The sequence below is a fragment of the Rhodoferax sp. GW821-FHT02C08 genome, assembly GCF_059421805.1.
Genome location: NZ_JBWKVR010000031.1, coordinates 1 through 17866 on the forward strand (window position 1 = coordinate 1; position 17866 = coordinate 17866).

General features: G+C 59.7%; 17 protein-coding genes and 1 pseudogene. 10 read left to right on the top strand and 8 right to left on the bottom strand.

Features of this window, described 5'->3' with window-relative positions; translation table 11 throughout:
- Positions 1-93 precede the first annotated feature (93 nt).
- Complete coding sequence (locus AC07VY_RS24165) at positions 94-684, top strand: hypothetical protein (protein WP_495099728.1); 591 nt, start codon at positions 94-96, stop codon at positions 682-684.
- Between the two features lie 21 nt (positions 685-705).
- On the opposite strand, the gene AC07VY_RS24170 is transcribed toward AC07VY_RS24165, so the two are convergent.
- Entirely contained in the window at positions 706-1152 is a 447-nt protein-coding gene (locus tag AC07VY_RS24170; RefSeq protein WP_495099729.1) for an SRPBCC family protein, read from the bottom strand.
- Positions 1153-1441: 289 nt separating this feature from the next.
- Here AC07VY_RS24170 and AC07VY_RS24175 point away from each other — a divergent pair, with 289 nt between their 5' ends.
- Positions 1442-1876 carry a DUF2846 domain-containing protein gene (locus AC07VY_RS24175; RefSeq protein WP_495099730.1) on the top strand — a complete coding sequence of 145 codons (435 nt, stop codon included), beginning with the start codon at positions 1442-1444 and terminating at the stop codon, positions 1874-1876.
- 108 nt (positions 1877-1984) lie between these two features.
- Here the strand turns inward: AC07VY_RS24175 and AC07VY_RS24180 are convergent.
- Both AC07VY_RS24180 and AC07VY_RS24185 read right to left on the bottom strand, forming a co-directional pair.
- Positions 1985-2101: pseudogene (locus AC07VY_RS24180) on the bottom strand (glutaminase); the annotation flags it as partial.
- A gap of 58 nt (positions 2102-2159) precedes the next feature.
- The gene (locus tag AC07VY_RS24185; RefSeq protein WP_495099731.1) at positions 2160-3164 is read right to left on the bottom strand and encodes a zinc-dependent alcohol dehydrogenase family protein; all 1005 of its coding nucleotides are present in this window, start codon (positions 3162-3164) and stop codon (positions 2160-2162) included.
- 98 nt (positions 3165-3262) lie between these two features.
- Here AC07VY_RS24185 and AC07VY_RS24190 point away from each other — a divergent pair, with 98 nt between their 5' ends.
- Complete coding sequence (locus AC07VY_RS24190) at positions 3263-4138, top strand: LysR family transcriptional regulator (RefSeq protein WP_495099732.1); 876 nt, start codon at positions 3263-3265, stop codon at positions 4136-4138.
- 93 nt (positions 4139-4231) lie between these two features.
- On the opposite strand, the gene AC07VY_RS24195 is transcribed toward AC07VY_RS24190, so the two are convergent.
- The gene (locus AC07VY_RS24195) at positions 4232-5146 is read right to left on the bottom strand and encodes a glutaminase (protein WP_495099733.1); all 915 of its coding nucleotides are present in this window, start codon (positions 5144-5146) and stop codon (positions 4232-4234) included.
- A gap of 288 nt (positions 5147-5434) precedes the next feature.
- On the opposite strand from AC07VY_RS24195, the gene AC07VY_RS24200 reads away from it, so the two are divergent.
- Together AC07VY_RS24200 and AC07VY_RS24205 are read left to right on the top strand one after the other, a co-directional pair.
- Entirely contained in the window at positions 5435-6079 is a 645-nt protein-coding gene (locus tag AC07VY_RS24200) for a hypothetical protein (RefSeq protein ID WP_495099734.1), read from the top strand.
- 85 nt (positions 6080-6164) lie between these two features.
- Positions 6165-7196, top strand: coding sequence for a hypothetical protein (locus tag AC07VY_RS24205; protein ID WP_495119507.1), 1032 nt, complete (start codon positions 6165-6167; stop codon positions 7194-7196).
- Positions 7197-7251: 55 nt separating this feature from the next.
- Here the strand turns inward: AC07VY_RS24205 and AC07VY_RS24210 are convergent, their stop codons facing one another.
- The 3 genes from AC07VY_RS24210 to lplT all read right to left on the bottom strand — a co-directional run bounded on the left by AC07VY_RS24210 (position 7252) and on the right by lplT (position 10144).
- On the bottom strand, positions 7252-7740 hold the full coding sequence (locus AC07VY_RS24210) for a glutathione peroxidase (protein WP_495099736.1): 489 nt from the start codon (positions 7738-7740) through the stop codon (positions 7252-7254).
- 34 nt (positions 7741-7774) lie between these two features.
- Positions 7775-8650, bottom strand: coding sequence for a DMT family transporter (locus AC07VY_RS24215; RefSeq protein WP_495099737.1), 876 nt, complete (start codon positions 8648-8650; stop codon positions 7775-7777).
- Between the two features lie 213 nt (positions 8651-8863).
- Positions 8864-10144, bottom strand: a complete 1281-nt coding sequence (lplT, locus tag AC07VY_RS24220; protein ID WP_495099738.1) for a lysophospholipid transporter LplT — start codon at positions 10142-10144, stop codon at positions 8864-8866.
- 291 nt (positions 10145-10435) lie between these two features.
- On the opposite strand from lplT, the gene alr reads away from it, so the two are divergent.
- A complete protein-coding gene (gene alr / locus AC07VY_RS24225) occupies positions 10436-11557 on the top strand; it encodes an alanine racemase (protein ID WP_495099739.1) in 1122 nt (373 codons plus the stop codon).
- 60 nt (positions 11558-11617) lie between these two features.
- On the opposite strand, the gene AC07VY_RS24230 is transcribed toward alr, so the two are convergent.
- Entirely contained in the window at positions 11618-12160 is a 543-nt protein-coding gene (locus AC07VY_RS24230) for a gamma carbonic anhydrase family protein (RefSeq protein ID WP_495099740.1), read from the bottom strand.
- Between the two features lie 95 nt (positions 12161-12255).
- Here AC07VY_RS24230 and AC07VY_RS24235 point away from each other — a divergent pair, with 95 nt between their 5' ends.
- The 4 genes from AC07VY_RS24235 to AC07VY_RS24250 all read left to right on the top strand — a co-directional run bounded on the left by AC07VY_RS24235 (position 12256) and on the right by AC07VY_RS24250 (position 17862).
- Positions 12256-13269 (top strand): glycosyltransferase family 2 protein, encoded by a 1014-nt coding sequence (locus tag AC07VY_RS24235; RefSeq protein ID WP_495099741.1) that lies wholly within the window; start codon positions 12256-12258, stop codon positions 13267-13269.
- Positions 13266-14177 carry a glycosyltransferase family 2 protein gene (locus tag AC07VY_RS24240; protein WP_495099742.1) on the top strand — a complete coding sequence of 304 codons (912 nt, stop codon included), beginning with the start codon at positions 13266-13268 and terminating at the stop codon, positions 14175-14177. The genes AC07VY_RS24235 and AC07VY_RS24240 overlap by 4 nt, the downstream gene beginning before the upstream one ends.
- A gap of 85 nt (positions 14178-14262) precedes the next feature.
- A complete protein-coding gene (locus tag AC07VY_RS24245; RefSeq protein WP_495119508.1) occupies positions 14263-16239 on the top strand; it encodes an acyltransferase family protein in 1977 nt (658 codons plus the stop codon).
- Positions 16240-16425: 186 nt separating this feature from the next.
- Positions 16426-17862: an oligosaccharide flippase family protein gene (locus AC07VY_RS24250; protein ID WP_495099744.1), complete on the top strand. Its 1437-nt coding sequence runs from the start codon at positions 16426-16428 to the stop codon at positions 17860-17862.
- Positions 17863-17866 lie beyond the last annotated feature (4 nt).

Below are 17866 nucleotides of genomic sequence, written 5' to 3' on the forward strand. Positions count from 1 at the left end.
ACGCCCAAGTGGCCGAAATCGGACCCTGGTAGATGCATGGGCCTATTTTGAAGAGGCTTGTTCAGCGTTGCCTTAAAGGAAAGACAAGGTTCTATGAGCTTCTTCGAGACCTACGGCAAAGAGATATTTGCACTCCTGGTGCCTATGTTCACCTGGACGTTAAACACAATCTTCAAAGCAAAGACAAAGCTCCAGGTCGCTCTGCCGCATCAGTTCACGTTTCTGGTTCAGGAGCCGCTGATCGACGGGGACGGCAATCAGGTAAAGCCAAATCAAACAGTACAAACAAACTCGTTCATTATTCGCAATGCAGGAAAAGTCTCAGCTACAAAACTTGAGCTAGTTTTCAACTGGAAGCCGATGTGCTTGAACCTATGGCCTGTCCGGCACTATGAGGAACATATTGAACCTGACAATCGCTATGTGCTCATTTTTGATAGCTTGGCACCAGGAGAAGTCTTGGGCGTTGAGGTTCTGTCAGTCAATGCGGATCTGCCGAATTTGACGACGGTTCGCAGCGCGGAGTGCGTGGCTCAAACTATCAATATGTATCCTCAGCCCATAGTCAAAAAGTCAGTCCAATATGTAGCTGCGGTTTTGATTGCACTTGGTCTGGCTACGGCAATTTACTTGGCGTTGCTGCTGATTCAGTTTCTCGTTTTGCGCACTCCAGTAGGGTATTAGCCAAAATGTGATGGATGTGCGTTAACTCGAACGAAAAGCTACTTGTTGAGGCCTGCTATTCGCTGCATCTTCCACTACGCGTTTGAGGGACTGCAGCACATCGGGGAAATCCGCCGTCACCATAGGCCCAAAGTCCGCAGCGCCGGGCCCGGTGATCTCGGTGCTGTAGGCGACCTTGACGCGCCCAGGTGCTAGTGGTTCGATGCGGTGGTGGACGAGCACGCGTGTGCCGTCAATGACGGTTTCGTCTGTGAAGCATTCGTTGCGGCGCACATCGACCAACGTGCTGGTGAATGCGTCCTCTCCAGGAGGCTGCATGGAGAAGGTCGTGCCGTTGGCAAATGCGCCATGCATCTCTATTTTTTCAATGCCGCTATTCCATTGCTTCCAGCCTGCAACATCGGCAAATAGATCCCAGACTTGGGCGGGCGTGGCGGCTATTTCGATGTCCTCTTCATGCTTCCACATGGGTTCTTCCTTGTTGCGTTACTAAGGAAGTGATCGTATGAGGGGTCCACTGACAGCATGGTGTCAGTAGCCTCGCGGTGACGCATGTTTCGGCTGACGCATTCGGTTACCCAGGATGGGGGACAAAGTGCGCGCCGGCGCGCGCGTGCAACCCGGTGGAGGCCCTATCGGGTGTGAGAATGGGCCGCCCAAATTCCAAGCCGCCAGGCGTGGATGTCTGGGCGTGTGCAAGATCTTGTGATCCTTCACAAGTTTCCATTTTTCTCATCACCTACAGAAAGATTTTCCAATGAAAAGCCTTATCGCCGTAACGGCCCTTGCCTTGAGCCTGGTCGGTTGCGCATCCGTCAACATGGGTGACCCCAAGCAAGACGCGGCGTTGAAGACATTCACGGTTCCACAAGACAAAACCGGTGTCTATATCTATCGCAATGAATCCATGGGTGCGGCCATCAAGATGAATGTGGAACTTGACGGCCAGTCCATCGGACAGACGGCCGCCAACACGTATCTGTACAAGGAAGTTGCCCCAGGAAAGCACACCTTCACGTCCAAGGCAGAGAACGATAGTTCCGTCGAGATAGACGCTGCTCCTGGAACACTGCTCTATCTCTGGCAAGAGGTCAAGATGGGTATTCTCGGTGCGCGCTCCAAGCTCCAACCGGTTGACCAGGCGCAAGGTCAGAAGGGCGTACAGGAAACGAAGCTCGCAGAAACCAAGTAGTCGGATAAGGGTCTGCGCGCCGCGGAAATGCAGCTTAGGGGCATCGTGTCGAGGTGCATGCTGCGTTTCCAGCAGCGCTGAAATCTACCTGGGCGCGTCAGCCCAAACCTAGAAAATCGTCAAGCCCGTGCGCCCCACAAACAGCTCCAGCGCGGGCGACCAGACGCACAGGGTGAGCTGGTCGGGCACCATGGCGACGATACCGCCGCCTACGCCGCTTTTGCAGGCAGGCCGATGCGGTAGATGAACTCGCAGCTGTGGTGCGGACCCCGTTTGCTCAGCCTCAATGCACGATGGCCAGCTTCCCAAAGTGGCGTCCACCGGCACTGAGTTCGGCATAGGCTGCGCCGGTGTCGGCGATATCGAAGATCCGGTCGATCACCGGCACGATGCGGTGGGCGGCAATGGCGCGGGTGGCCTGGGCCAAGTCGGCGACCGAACCGGTGTTGTTGCCGACGATGCGCAAGCCCTTGACGATGATGGGCATCAAGTTGATGGACGCTGCCGTGCCGGAGAGAAAGCCCACCGTGAATACCGTGCCGCCCATTGCCGCTGCGTTGAGCGAGCGGGCGATGGTGGCCTCGCCCACTGTCTCCACCACCAGGTCCGCGCCGCGCCCGTCGGTGAGCTTGAGCACTTCGGCGTCCCAGGCTAGGGTGGCGCGGTAGTTAATCGTATGGTCGGCGCCGAGCTGGCGTGCGCGCTCCAGCTTTGCATCGGAGGAGGAAGCGAGGATCACCGTGGCGCCCGACGCCTTGGCGAACTGCAGGGCGAAGATGCTGACGGCACCCGTGCCCAGCAGCACCACCACCGACCCTGGCCGCAGCGTTGCCGAGCGCACAGCGTTCCAGGCCGTGGTGGCGGCGATGGGCAGCGCCGCGCCTTGGACGAAATCCAGGTGCGCGGGCAAGGCGACCAGGCTGTGGGCGGGCACGGCGACGTAGTCGGCCAGCGAACCCGGCAAGTTGATACCCCGCATCGCGGCTATCTTGTGCGGCGCCATGGCGCCGTCTTGCCAGCCCGGCATGAAGTGCGGCACCACGCGGTCGCCCACCGCCCAGCCGCTGACGCCTTCGCCCAGGGCCACGACTTCGCCCGCGCCATCGGCTACCGGCACCATGGGCAAAGTCACGCCGGGTATGGCGCCAAGGGCGACGGCGACGTCGAGGTAGTTCAGTGTGGCGGCGCGCATGCGCACCAGCACTTCGCCATGGCCGGCCTGGGGGTCGGGCAGCTCGGTGCTTTGAAACGCGCTGAGGGAATGGGCGGTGAGTTGGACTGCGTGCATGGTGCTTTCTCTGAAATGAAGGAAGCTGATAGTGTTATTAATAAATTAACAGAGATAAACTGCGATTTGGTTGATAGATTTGAAATCAGGAGTGGTGAATGGATGTGTTCAGCAGCATGCAGGTCTATGTGCACGCCGTGGAAAAAGGCAGCCTCAGCGCGGCCGCCACGGCCTGCGGTATTTCGGCGACCATGGCGGGCAACCACCTGCGGACGCTGGAAAAGCGCCTGGGCATGCAGCTGCTGCAACGCACTACCCGGCGCCAGCATCTCACCGCCTTTGGCGAGGACTACTACCTGCGCTGCAAGGAAATCCTCCGGCTGGTGGCCGAAACCGATGCCCAGGCGCAGAACCAGCAGCTCGCGCCGGCCGGCAAGCTGCGCATCACCGCACCCGTGAGCTTTGGCGCCGAAGCCCTGATGCCGGCCCTGTCGGACTACATGGCGCGCTACCCCGAGGTGAGTGTGGATGTGGCCTTAAGCGACCACACGGTGGATCTGGTGGAGGAGGGTTTCGAGGCCGCCATCCGCATTGGCCCGCTGCCGGATTCGCTGATCGCCCGGCCGCTGGCGCCGTACCGGCTGATGGTCTGCGCATCGCCTGACTACCTGGCGCGCCGCGGCACGCCGGTCCGGCCCGAGGATCTGGCCCAGCATGAATGTCTGTCGTTCTCGCTCGCTGCCTTGCAGCACTGGCCTTTGACAGGGGAGGAGGGCACCTGCCAGGTACCGGTGTCGGGCCGGCTGCAGGTCAATAACGGGCAGGCGCTGCGGGTGGCGGCGCTGCACGGCTTGGGCATCGTGCTGCAGTCGGCCTTTCTGCTGCAGGCCGATGTACAGGCTGGTCGCCTGGTGCAATTGCTTCCCAGCTACACCCTGCCCAGCCGGCCGATGAGCCTGGTCTATCTGCCCGACCGCTACCGCTCGCCCAAGCTGCGCAGCTTTGTGGATTTTCTGGTTGAGCGGTTCAGCTAGTGGGGTGGTGATTGCTATCGTAAATGTAGCTATTGGTGCAGGTAGTACTTGCGCCAGCGGCCTATTTTCCTTGAATTCTTAGGTCGCTAAAGCTTAGAAAATCGACAAACCCGTACGCGCCGCAAACAGCTCCAGCGCCTGCATGCCCAGCAGCGAATTACCGCTGCCGTCCAGCGCTGGCGACCAGACGCACAGGGTGAGCTGGTCGGGCACCACGGCGACGATGCCGCCGCCTACGCCGCTCTTGCAGGGCAGGCCGATGCGGAAGGCGAATTCGCCGGCGGCGTCGTAGGTGCCGCAGGTCAGCATCAGCGCGTTGATGCGGCGTGTTTGGCTGGAGCTAACGACGGTTGCGTCCGCGCGGTAGGGGTGGCGGCCGTCGCGGCACAGGTAGCCGGCGGCGCGGGCCATTTGCTGGCAGCTCATGCGGATCGCGCACTGGTGGAAGTACAGGTCCAGCACGGCGGCCACCGGGTTGTCTAGCTTGCCAAAGCTCTTCATGAAGTTGGCCAGCGCATGATTGCGAAAGCCGGTTTGGGCTTCGGACCGGGCCACCTCGGGGTCCAGGTGCACCGGCTCGTCGCATAGCTCGGACAACAGGTCCAGCACGTTGCCTACGCCGTTGCCGTGCGACAGCAGCCGGTCGGCCACGGCGATGGCGCCGGCATTGATGAAGGGGTTGCGCGGCTTGCCTTGCTCGTTCTCCAGCTGCACCAGTGAGTTGAACGGGTTGCCCGAGGGCTCGCGGCCTATGCGCTGCCACAGCGCGTCGCCCAGGTGCTGCATCGCCATGGTCAGCGAGAACAGCTTGGACATGCTCTGGATGGAGAACGGCGTGGCGTAGTCGCCGCTGGCCGCCTCCAACCCGTCGCAGGTGCGCAGGGCGATGCCGAATTGCTGCGGCGACACGCGGGCCAGCGCCGGGATGTAGCTGGCCACCTGGCCTTGCACGCCCAGCTGGGGCCGCACGGCAGCAACGATGTCGTCGAGGATGGCTTGGAAGTTCACGCAGGGCTCCACTCAGAAATGAGTCTGGATTGTCCTGCATCCTGGCTGGCTGAGTAAACGGTTTGCTATGTAAACAATAGCTGCTTGCGCAGGTGAAATGTGCGCTGGGAGCCGATTCGGTTTAAATGCTTCATGCACCAGACCCTGGGGTTTGCGCCCGGCAGCGCATCCTGACAGGCTGTTGCAGGGCCACCACGTGTATGCATTCGGTAAAGGGCTTGTCACAAAGCCTACGTACGCTGCCCATGCGCTGTTAACTGAGAAAGTCTTGCTCAGGTACCAGTCACCATGAATCGCTGGATCGCGCGTTCGCGCCAGATCCGAAACCTTCGTTTTCAGGAACCCCGTATGAAATTCATAAAGATCGCTTTGTTGTTTGTTTGGATGGCCGCCCTCAGCGGTTTTGTCGGTGCACAAAACCTCAGTTCCCTCAATACCCGCTTCGAAGGTTGGCTCGGCAAGAACCAGCGGGGCTATTACTTGGATGGGTCAGAGTGGCACTATTGCTTCAGCAACAAGGGTGGTAGCTGCGGTACCGTAGGTTTGACGACCGGCCATTCGCAGTGCAGAACCACTGGCTTCAATATCGGTGGCAAATGGGCGATCCCGACCCGGATCGGTGGCATGGAGATCAATGCCGGCGCCAACCATTCCTGGACGGCCTGCAACATCCGAAGCGAAACCGTTACCTGCGGCCCCAACGTGGGCTACAAGGGCCGTGCGGTGATCAACTTCAGCGAACGCTGGGGGCGCATGCGCGTGTTGGGCGGTAACACCTACCTCACGCTGAATTCGAGTTGCCCCGCCGGCTGGCGGTCTGACTGGATGGGGGGGTCAAGCTGGCGCTGCACATACGATGGGGGCACCAATTACACCGTCGATGGCTATCTGCCAGAGTGGCGCGGCAGCAGCTGCCAGTACTCAAAGATCTAAGCACTTCGCGAACTGAGAGGCAGCAGAAGCGTATGCCAGTTGGACGCTTCTGCCTGCCCACGCACACTATTTCCAGAGGATTGCAGTGCCTTCCAAAATCTATTTTTCCTCGCCCCGCGTACCTGTGAAAGCCATCATCGGCGGATGTTTGCTGATCGCGGCGGGGATCTACTTTTTTGCCCGTAGCGGGTATGGTGCAGACCAGGCCGAAGCGCCGCAGGCAGGCAGTTCCAGCGCCCAGCCATCCCAAACGCCAGTGGTCTTTGGTGCGCAAGCGTCTATGTCCGCTGTGCCGAGCGGTTTCCAGGGGACGCTTGTCTCCGCCGATGAACCAGACGTCAAGGTATTCACGCCCGAAGAAGCGGCTGAGAGTCTCAGGGCCTTGTTTGACAAGATCATGAAGCGGGAAGACCTGTCGTCGAAGGATGTCGAGGAACTACAGGCGCGGCTCCTGGCGTCGATAGAGGGCAACCCTGCGGTTGCCAAAGTCGTGGAGCAGTTCTATCACAACATGCCGGCCGAGCAGGGCATGGAGCGGGACATGCTGCGCTCGCTGCTGGTCGGGTCGGCGGCGGGTCGGGGCATCGTTTTGCAGGAGGCGAACGCCATCTGGGCGGGCAAGAGCGAAGCCAAGTTCGCCGAGATGTACGAGACCTACTTCAACCTGCCGGGCCAGGCGCCGCAGGAGGTGCTTACCCGAGCGATGGCCGATTTGAAGGCGGGTGCGCAAACGGATGAGCGAACTGCTGTCGCGCGGCTGAACTTTATTGGCATGCTGGAGGATCAGAAAAATAGCGATACCGCCAACCTGCGAAGTGATGCCGTCCCGCTGTTGAACCAACTGGCGGAGAGCCAGGGCAGCGACGTGGTGCGGGCGCTTGCCGTCCAGAAGCTGTACCGCCTGAGCTCGCCTGCGGAGGCTTCCAACATCGCCATCACGCAGCTGTCCAAAGGTGCCTATGGCGACCTGGTCCGAGAAACACTGAGTTCGGTGAGCAGCGGCGATGTGGAGCTCACGCCGAACCTGCGTGTCGCGTTGACCACTGCCGTCAAACGCCCGGCCGCCTCCGCCGAAGAGAAGCAGCAACTCAACCAAGTCCTGGCCTCGCACAGCTGAGGTACGCGTTCGCCGCGCATGGTCAAAAGCCTGGGCGGCGGAAGAAGCGCCGGCTTTAAATTGCCAATGCCGCCTCGATGTCCTTTTGCAGGCTTTGGGGCGTATCCATTGGCGCATAGCGCTTGAGTACCTGGCCGTCCTTGCCGACCAGAAATTTGGTGAAGTTCCATTTGATCGCCTTGGTGCCCAGCAGGCCCGGGGCCTCGTTGACCAGCCATTGGTACAGCGGGTCGGCACCGGCGCCATTGACCTCGATCTTAGCCATCATCGGGAAGCTGACGCCGTAGTTCACTTGGCAGAAGCTGGCGATCTCGTCGTTGCTGCCCTTGTCTTGCGCGCCAAACTGGTTGCACGGAAAGCCCAGCACCGTCAGGCCCTTGGCACCGAAGCTTTTGTGCAGCTCTTCCAGCCCGGCGAACTGCGGCGTGAAGCCGCAGGCGCTGGCCGTGTTGACGACCAGTAGAACCTGGCCTTTGAACTGCGACAGGGCGACGGGTTGGCCGGCAATGTCTGTGGCGCTGAAGTCGTAGATGGAGGTAGTCATGCCTGCGATTTAAGCAGACTTCTCCCTGACGCGTTTATTCACTGCGTGCTGCCAACACCGACGCCAGCAGTATCAGCGCCGCTCCCACCAGCGTGCGCAGCGACAGCGTGGCCGCCCCCAGCGCCACCGAGGACACGCTGGCAAACACGATTTCGGTCAACATCACGATGGAGCTGTTGCTGGACGACATGCGTGCCGCACCATACTGCAGCCCCATATTGCTGATGAAAAACAGCAGGCCCAGCAGCACGATGGCGCTGCCCCAGCCCAGCTGTAGCGCAGGGATAGCCGGCACCAGCCCAAACTGTCCGCCCAGGGAAGCGGCCAGCCCAGCCATCAGCACGCCGCCGCCAAACATGGCACACATGCGCTCGGTGCCGGGCACATCCTGCAGGCGGCGTAACAGCACATTGGTCAGTGCGAAGCTGAAGCCACCCAGCAAGGCCAGTCCGTCCGCCGCCGAAAACGCCATGCCGGCCACCGCGCTCAGGCCGCCCTCGGGCCACAGCACCACTAGCACGCCGACCAGCGCCAATACCAGCCGCAGCAGCGAGGCCCGCGTAGGCCGCTCGCCCAGCACCAGCCAGGCCAGCAGCACGGCCCAGCCGGGCATCAGATAGAACAGCAGCACCACGCGCACCACGTCGCCAATCGCCACCGCCCAGTTGAAGCCCACATTCGTCATGCCGGTGGCCAGCAGCAACAGCCATAGCTCCGGCCGGCGCAGCAAGCCGCGTACAGCAGCGGGGCGGGCCAGCAGCAGGCCCGCCAGGGCCACGGCGTACAGCAGGGAGGTGGACCACAGCGGATGCAGGCCCAGTTGCTGCAGCTGGCGGAACGGCCACCAGGACACGCCCCAGATAAAGGCGTTCAGCATCAGCGCGAGAGCGGGGAGCAGGGCGGCGGGCATGCGGGAGACGTGTATCTTTGTCAGTGGAGCCTAGGGTGGTGGGTAGTTGTTCCACTGCGGCTAGCAGCCAGAGCGCACGCCTTCCAGGAACACCGCAGAACTGGCTTTGCCAGGCTGCTGGTGTTGCCCCCTGCGTGTCGTATCGGTTTTTCAAACCGATACGAGGGGGGCTGGCAAAAGACGCGAAGCGCTGCAGCCTGGGGGTGAGCCAAGTCAGTGGGTGTTGTCGGTACGGGCCAGCATCAAAAGATGGTCGACCTCGTCCTTGTATTTGATGCAGTTGTTGGCATGCCAGCGCTTGATCAGCCACATGAAGCCGGCCACCACCAGGCCAAAGGCGGTGATGGCGCCAAAGGACGACAGGCCCAGGCCGGTGGAGACGCTGTAGAAGGCGCCCAGGGCCAGGATGCACAGCTGCTCGTTGAAGTTCTGCACGGCGATCGAGCGGCCCGCGCCCATCAGATTGTGGCCGCGGTGTTGCAGCAGGGCATTCATCGGCACCACCATGAAACCGCCCAGGCCGCCTAGCACCACCAGGAATGGGACGGCCAGCCAGACGTTGTGGATGAAGTTCATCAAGATTACCAGCAGGCCCATCAGCAGGCCCAGTGGGATGACCTTGGTAGCGGTGTCTAGCCGCATGCGCATGGACGCTGCCACGGCACCTGCAGCGGTGCCTATGGCGACTACGCCCAGCAGGCTGGTCGATTGGGTGATGCTATAGCCCAGCGCGGTGGCGCTCCAGGCCAGCACGATGTATTTCAGGTTGCCGCTGACACCCCAGAACAGAGTGGTGGTGGCCAGGGTAATCTGGCCCAACTTGTCGGTCCACAGCCGGGAGTTGCAGCGCCAGAAGTCGGGCAGCAGGGCCAACGCGTTGCTTGGCATGGGACGCATTTCCACCCCAGTATCGGGAATGCGGGTGTTGAACCAAGCGGCCAGCGCGTAGACGGCGATGAGCACGCTCACGGCGGCTTGCGGCGGGGTGCTGATGCCGGTGTCCAAGAAGGGGAAGTCTAGTGCCAGCAGCTTGGCCGACACCGCCGGCCCTACCAGTTGCCCGCCAAACAGCACGCCCAGAATGATGGATGCAATCGTCAGGCCTTCGATCCAGCCATTGGCCTGCACCAGCTGCGAGGCCGGTAGCATCTCGGTCAGGATGCCGTACTTGGCTGGCGAATAGGCCGCCGCACCCAGGCCCACCACGGCCGTGGCCAGCAGGGGGTGGATACCAAACAGCATCATCAGACAGCCCGCCATCTTGATGGAATTGCTGGCCAACATCACCTTGCCCTTGGGGAACGCGTCCGCCAGCGCGCCCAGCCAGGGGGCCAGGATCACATAGAAAAGCGCAAACATGGGAACCAAGGCGGCCTGTTGCCAGGGAGCACCTCCGGCACCTCGGATCATCGCGATGGACGCCACAAAAAGCGCCTGGTCGGCCAGTGACGAGCAGAACTGGGCCGACATGAGGGTAAAGAAACCGCGCTTCATTAAATGCTTGTGGCGGCATCAGTCTGGCTGATGCAGGTTGATTTAAGACAAGTCTCCAGGGACAGCGGGTTATATCACGCGGTGGAATGCCAAAATCCCGGAATAACCATTCCCCCCCAGGCTTCGCGCACTGCGTGTCGCTTTCGCCAACCCCCTACAGGGGGCGAACCCTTGTGGCCCGGCAAAGCCGGTTCCACGGGTTCCCTTGGTGTGAGCGTTCTGACTCTGCAGCTTGGGGCGAAATAGTCAAAATCCAGCAACCCCATTTGTTTGCCCTACCGGAACCCACCCATGCCGCGTCCCATTCAGGCCACCATCCACACCGACTCCTTGCGCCACAACCTGGCCCGCGCCCGCACTGCCGCGGGGGATGCCCGGGTCTGGGCGGTGGTCAAGGCCAATGCCTACGGCCATGGCATCGAGCGTGTTTTCGAGGGCCTGCGCGGCGCCGATGGCTTCGCCCTGCTGGATCTGAACGAGGCCGAACGCGTGCGCGCCCTGGGCTGGCGCGGCCCGGTGCTGCTGCTGGAAGGCGTGTTCGAGCAGCGCGATCTGGAGCTGTGCTCGCGCCTGGACCTGTGGCACACCGTGCACTGCGATGCCCAGATCGACATGCTGGCCGTGCACAAGACGAATGTGCCGCATCGCGTGTTCCTGAAAATGAACACTGGCATGAACCGCCTGGGCTTTAGCCCTGAGCGCTACCGCTCGGCCTGGACCCGGCTGAACCTGCTGCCCCAGGTGGACGAAATCTCGCTGATCACCCATTTCAGCGACGCAGACGGTCCGCGTGGCGTTGCCGAAGCCATGGCCGTGTTCAACGCCGTCACTGCCGACCTGCCCGGCGAACGCAGCGTGGCCAATAGCGCCGCCACTCTGCGCCACACCCCCGGTGCGCCCCTGCAGCAGCCCGCGCTGGCGGCCCAGGTGGCGGGTGACTGGGTACGCCCCGGCATCGCCATTTACGGCAGCGCACCCGACTTTCCGGCCTACACCTCGGCTGATTGGGGCCTGCAGCCGGCCATGACGCTGACTGCAAAAATCATAGCTACGCAAGACCTGCAGCCGGGCGCTACCGTCGGTTATGGTTCCAACTTTGCGGCCGAGCAGGCGATGCGTATCGGCATCGTGGCCTGCGGCTATGCCGATGGCTATCCGCGCATCTGCCCCACCGGCACCCCGGTGCTGGTGGACGGCGTGCGCAGCCGCACCCTGGGCCGGGTCAGCATGGACATGCTGGTGGTCGACCTGACGCCCACGCCCCAGGCCCAGATCGGCACACCCGTCACTCTGTGGGGCCGGGCTGCGAATGGCGTTGTGTTGCCGATCGACGAAGTAGCACAGCAGGCCGGCACCGTGGGCTACGAGCTGATGTGCGCTCTGGCCCAGCGTGTGCCGGTGGTGGTCGAGTAAGCCAGGTTACTCATATTTTGATAGCTGCCAGCGCAAGTATTTACTGGGCGGAGGTGATTTTTACACTTTGGTTTCGCTGGCGAGAAAATTGTCCTTTACGCGCACATAGTGCTCGGCCGAATAGCGCAGATAGGCGATTTCCTCGGGGGTGAGCGCCCGCACCTTGGCGGCCGGCCGGCCCATGTACAGGTAGCCGCTCTCCAGTACCTTGCCCGGGCCTATCAGGCTGCCCGCGCCGACCATGGTGCGCGCCGGTACCACCACGTCGTCCATAACGATGCTGCCCATGCCGATCAGGCACTCGTCGCCAATGCTGCAGCCGTGCAGGATCACCGAATGCCCGATGGTCACGTAGTTGCCGATCAGCAGCGGCGAGCCTTCGGGCTTGCTGGCGCTCTTGTGCGACACATGGCCCATGCTCAGGTCCTGGATATTGCTGCTGTGGCCGATGCGGATGCGGTTTACGTCGCCGCGCAGCACGGTGTTGCACCAGACCGAGCTGTCGACGCCGATTTGCACGTCGCCAATCACCTGGGCCGAGGCGTGGATGAAAGTGCGTTCGGCCAGCACAGGCCGGGTATCGAGGTAGGAGGAGGTTGCCATGGAATGTGTTTGTATACAAAGCAAAGGTCCATCATAGGACAGCCCAGGCCAGGACCCGTCTTAGAATGCCGCCACGCTGTCCCCTGGAACCCCTTATGCCTGCAAGCGACGTCTCGGTCGTGATTCCTGCCTACAACGCCGCCCATTTTCTGGCCGATGCATTGCATGGAATTGCCCAACAAACGCTGCAGCCACGGGAGGTGATCATCGTCAACGATGGCTCCACCGACGATACGGTGCAAACCGTGGCGGCCTGGATTGCCGCCCATCCGCAGCCATACCCCATCCACTTGCACAACCAGTCCAACAGCGGCATTGCGGCAACGCGCAACCAGGGCATTCGGCTGGCGCAGGGCGAGTGGCTGGCCTTTTTGGATGCGGATGATATTTTCGAACCCGAGCACATTGCCGAGCTGATGCGTGCACTCGCTGCGGAACCCACGGCCAAAGGCGCGTACGGCGCCGGCCGTTTGTTGGCCAAGGGCGTGCTGCAAGACATGCTTTACGACGACTACTGGGACAGCCCCTCGCGCAAATTCGGCGCACCCATTGCGGGCACCGATTTCTACCGTATCGATAAGCAGATACTGCCGCGCATGATCAAGGGCAATTTCATCAAGCCGTCCAGCCTGGTCGTCTCCAGGGCTTTGGCCAACGAGGTGGGTTTGTTCAATGAAAAGCTGGCCACGGCCGAAGACCGAGAGTTCCTGGTACGCCTGCTGCTGAAGGCCAGCTTTGTGTACGCCCCGGTGGCCATCACCCAGTACCGATGGCATGACGACAACGCATCGCATGTGCGCAACGCCCGCCGCAATGCGGAAAACGGGTTGTTGGCCATCAAGATCATCCGAGACAATCCAAACATAGGCCTGGGGCCCGTGGAAATCGGGGCCTGTCAGGACGCGATTGCAAGCACCTTGCAGGAGTATTTCTATATGTGCAGCCAGCACGGTGTGGCTGCCTATGCGCAAGGCATGCGCTTTGCGCAGCGGCATTTCGGATGGGCTTCGGCACAAGCCTCCTTGCGGGTCAAAAACCTGGTTCGGAGCGTGATGGCCCTGTTTGTGGACCCACTTAAACGTCCTGCCAAAGATTACCCAGATTTATGAACCCCCAAGACATCTCTGCGAGCACTTTTTCTCTGGGGGAACCCCTGGTCAGTGTCATCATTCCCACAATGGCCGTTGCCGAACGCGCAGAACTCTTGCGCCGTGCAGTGCAGTCCATCCGTGACTCGTCTTCTCAGCCCGTGCGCATCATTACCGTCGTGAATGGCAGCCGCTTTGATGCCGCAGTGTGCGACTGGTTGAAGGCGCAGCCGGACATACAGTTTGAATACGTGGCCAAGCCCTCCTTGCCCAATGCCATTCTGAGAGGCCGGGAGCTGGTGGAGACGGAGTTTTTCTCGGCGTTGGATGACGACGACGAGTACCTGCCGGGCAGTACGGACCAGAAACTGGCACCCTTGTTAGCCGACCCGCAGGCCGATCTGGTGGTGGGCAATTACTATCGCCGCCGCGGCGGTAAGGACCTCCTGTGCTACGACCGTCTCGCTGACGTGCCTGCCCGCCCGCTGGACATGCTGATGGAGTTCAACTGGCTGCACAACGGTAATGCGCTATTCCGTTCTGCGCCTGTGGGAGCGGAGTATTTCCGTAATTACCACCACTATGCGGAGTGGACATGGGTCGGTTTCCGGTTGGCGTTGGATGGCAAGAAAGTTGCCGTCGTAGATGCCCCTGTGTTCCGTTGCGACGAGGAAACCCCAGGGTCTTTGTCCAAATCTACAGCCTACTTTAAAGCCTATATACCGCTGTTTCAGCGCATGCTGGACCTGGCGCCGCCGCCTCGCATCGCGCGCCTGATTCAGCGCAAGATGGGCGCGGCACACCATGATGCCTCGGTTACTGCGCTGGAGGCCGGCGAACGCAGCTTGGCACTGCGGCACCATTGGCAAAGCCTGGTTCGCACAGGCGGGCTGCGGTATCTCAGCTATACACGGCATTTGCTACGGTAATGCCTGAAACCTTGAACCGGCTTTAAGTATTTCCAATGGCTTATATGGTTCGCATTTTTTTATGAATGCATGTGGGTAATTATGTTTGCGCCGCAGCTCTTTAAAAATGCACCATATCCATCCCACTGTAAACCACTTTAAATATCGCTCCGATATCGATGGACTGCGCGCCGTTGCCGTTCTTGCTGTGGTGGGTTTTCACGCATTTCCATCCTGGGTGCACGGTGGATTTGTCGGTGTCGATATATTCTTTGTCATTTCCGGTTTTTTGATTTCTTCCATTATTTTTCTGAATCTGGAAAAAGATAAATTCAGTATTATTGATTTTTACGATAAGCGAATTCGAAGAATATTTCCGGCTTTGCTGGTGGTGATGCTGGGTAGTTTGGTATTTGGCTGGCATTTGCTGTTGGTGGATGAGTACAAACAGCTCGGAAAACATCTTGTCAGTGGCGTTGCATTTATTACCAACTTTATTTTGTGGAAAGAAAGCAGCTACTTTGATAATGTGGCAGAAACCAAGCCCATGCTGCACTTGTGGAGTTTGGCGGTGGAAGAGCAGTTTTATATATTCTGGCCCATTTTGCTAAGCTTCTTCTGGGGGCGGAGACGGGTTTTGGGGCTTGCTATTGCATTGATATTGGCAGGCTCTTTTGGGATGAATATATATTGGACCAGCAACCATCCCGATGCAGCATTTTATTTGCCGATGCCGCGTTTTTGGGAGTTGCTGGCCGGGGCCGTGCTTGCATATATCGCCATGTACAAGCCGGCGGTACACCAGCGGTACCCAAACGAACAGTCTTTCGCTGGGGCGGCGTTATTGGTGGTCGGTCTTGTTTATATCGACAAGACGCAACATTTTCCGGGCTGGTTGGCATTGCTTCCGGTCATCGGCGCATTTTTGCTTATTTCAGCTGGGCCCAACGCATGGGTCAATAGACATGTTCTAGGCTCCAAAGTATTGGTGTCGATTGGCTTGATCAGCTATCCGCTGTATTTGTGGCACTGGCCTTTGCTGTCATTTGCCCATATTTTGGAGTTGAATAGCCCTGAAATTAAATTGGCAGCAGTTTTCCTGTCATTTGTGTTGGCGATAGCCACCTATTTCTGGGTAGAGAAACCGGTTCGCTTTGGCGCGTACGGCAAAGAAAAATCCTTTGCCTTGCTGGGTAGCATGCTGTTGGTTGGTGTTGGTGCAGGCTATATTTATGCGCAGAATGGATTGGCCCGAATTGACGGTGGTGCGGTGGACCGGCCTGAGTTCTACAGGTATTTCTCTAATATTCCCAATGGCCGATTGGTGGAGGTGTTTGAGAAGAACTTCCGCCATGACTGCAATTTCTCTGATATTCAAAAAGAAATTTCGGGCGATAAAAACAGAACTCCCAAAGATGAAATCCCCAGCAGCTGCTACGCCAGGGACACCGCCAAATATGACAAAGCGGTATTCATATGGGGTGATTCGCATGCGCAAATGCTGAATTTTGGTTTGACCAAGAATCTGCAAAGCAACTGGCAGGTATTGCAGGTGGCTAGCTCGGGTTGCAGACCATCGGTGGATGTAGTCTCCGATTCATCTACCAGCTCTTGCGTCCGGTCCAACTGGTTTGCTCTGAAGGCGATTGCGCAGGCACGTCCTGATGTGGTCGTCGTGGCGCAACGTGCAGGGCATTCCGAAGTTGCGGCGCAGCTAATCAAGGCAAAACTGACGCAGCTCGGCGTCGCCAAGGTGGTTTTTACCGGGCCGACACCGGAGTGGGATTCCGATTTGCCCAAAATCATTGTTCGAAAGCTATGGAACGATACGGCGCACAGGAGCTTGGAAGGAATCGATGCAACGATTCTTGAAAAAGATAGGCTGTTGAAAAAATCGTTCAACGACACGCGGCTGCTGTATGTGAGCTTGGTCGATGTTTTTTGCAGTGTCGAAGGCTGCATGACATTTATCGGCGACGACCGAAAAAATGGCATTACAACCTGGGATTACGGCCACCTCACCCCGGTCGCCTCCGATTTTCTTTCTCGGACTGTGCTAGCGCGTGCGGTGGCTGGCAATTGAGCCAGCGCAATGGCTCGGCTGGCCGCTTCCTCGGCGCGCTTGGTTTTCACGGTCTGCAGCGGGGCATTCGGCTGCCCAGATGTTTGACGCTGTCTCTGATTCTTCGGTCCCTTGCCATGCATGGTTGCATGGCCTAATACGGCCTTCTTGCGTGCGCGTTGTTCTGCAAGCTATGTATTCCACACCATGTCCACTCGTAAATCTTTAGTTTTCTCGTTTCTGGACCGCTATGCGAGTTTGGCGATGTCCATCGTTTCGTCCATGGTGATTGCCCGTTTGCTCACACCTGCGGAGATCGGGGTGTTTTCCGTCACCATGGTGTTGTTGATGTTCGTGGCTTCGGTGCGGGATATGGGCGCCGGCTCCTACCTGGTGCAGGAAAGAGAATTGACGACCGAGCGCATCCGGGCGGTGTGGGCGGTGCAGCTGGGTTTGGGTGTGGGTCTGGCGCTGCTGGTATTGCTGGCCAGCTACCCGGTGTCGTTGTTTTACAAAGAACCCCGCATGCGCGACATCATGCTGGTGATCGCCTTGAACTATGCGGTCAATCCGTTTGGCTCTTTGACCTACGCCTGGTTAATGCGCGAGATGCGTTTTGACAGTGTTGCGCTGATGCGTTTTGCTTCTGCACTGAGCGGTGCATTGGTGTCCACCTTCATGGCCTGGAAGAACTTCGGCCCCATCAGCCTGGCCTTTGGGTCGTTGACGTCCACGGTGGTGAATGCGCTGATGGCCACGTATTTTCGGCCGAAGTCCTTCCCTTGGCTGCCCGGGGTGGCGGAAATCCGGCGTGTGCTGGCGTTCGGCTCGCGCTTGTCCGTCAGCTCCATCGTCGGCGTGGCGGCTGGCGGTGCGCCCGAGCTGCTGCTGGGCAAATTGCAGAGCCTGGCGTCGGCGGGCTTGTATTCGCGTGCAAATGGCCTGGTGCAGATGTTTACCCGCCTGGTCACGGATGCTGTGGGCTCGGTATGTTTGCCCTGGTTTTCCAAGCAGTCGCGCGAGCAGGGCGATTTTGTGGAGCCCTTTGTGAAAGCCACGGCCTATGTGTCGGCGGTGGGCTGGTTTTTTTGCAGCATGGTGGTGTGCATGGCCCACCCCATCATTCACGTGCTCTACGGCACGCAGTGGGATGAATCCGTGATCCTGGCCCGGCTGCTGGCGGTAGGCACGGCGCTGAGCGTGCCCACCTCTTTGTGCGGCGTCGCCTTGCTGTCGTCGGGCGCGGTGAGCACGATTGCCCGCTTGACCATCGTCAACGCGCTGATGACCATATGCCTGGTGGCCGTGGGCGCACTGCAGGGGCTGGTGGCGGTGAGTTGCGCGTCGATTCTGGGCTCTGGTGTCTACGCCGCGTACAGCATGCGCCTGACGTCCAGGCACATCGGCCTGGACCTGTCGCTGCTGTGGCCTGTCCTGGCGCGGAGTGGGCGCGTTACGCTGTTCGCGGCCATTGGGCCTGTGCTGGTCTTGGTGTTGTTTGGCCCCACCCCCGAGCATTCTTTGCTGGTTGTGGTGTTTGCTGGCTTGCTGGGTCTGGCGGGTTTTGTGACGGGCGTGTTCTTTTTCAAGCACCCGCTGCAAGAAGAGCTGCAGTCAGTTTGGGCCAAGATTCGCCGTCGTTGATAGG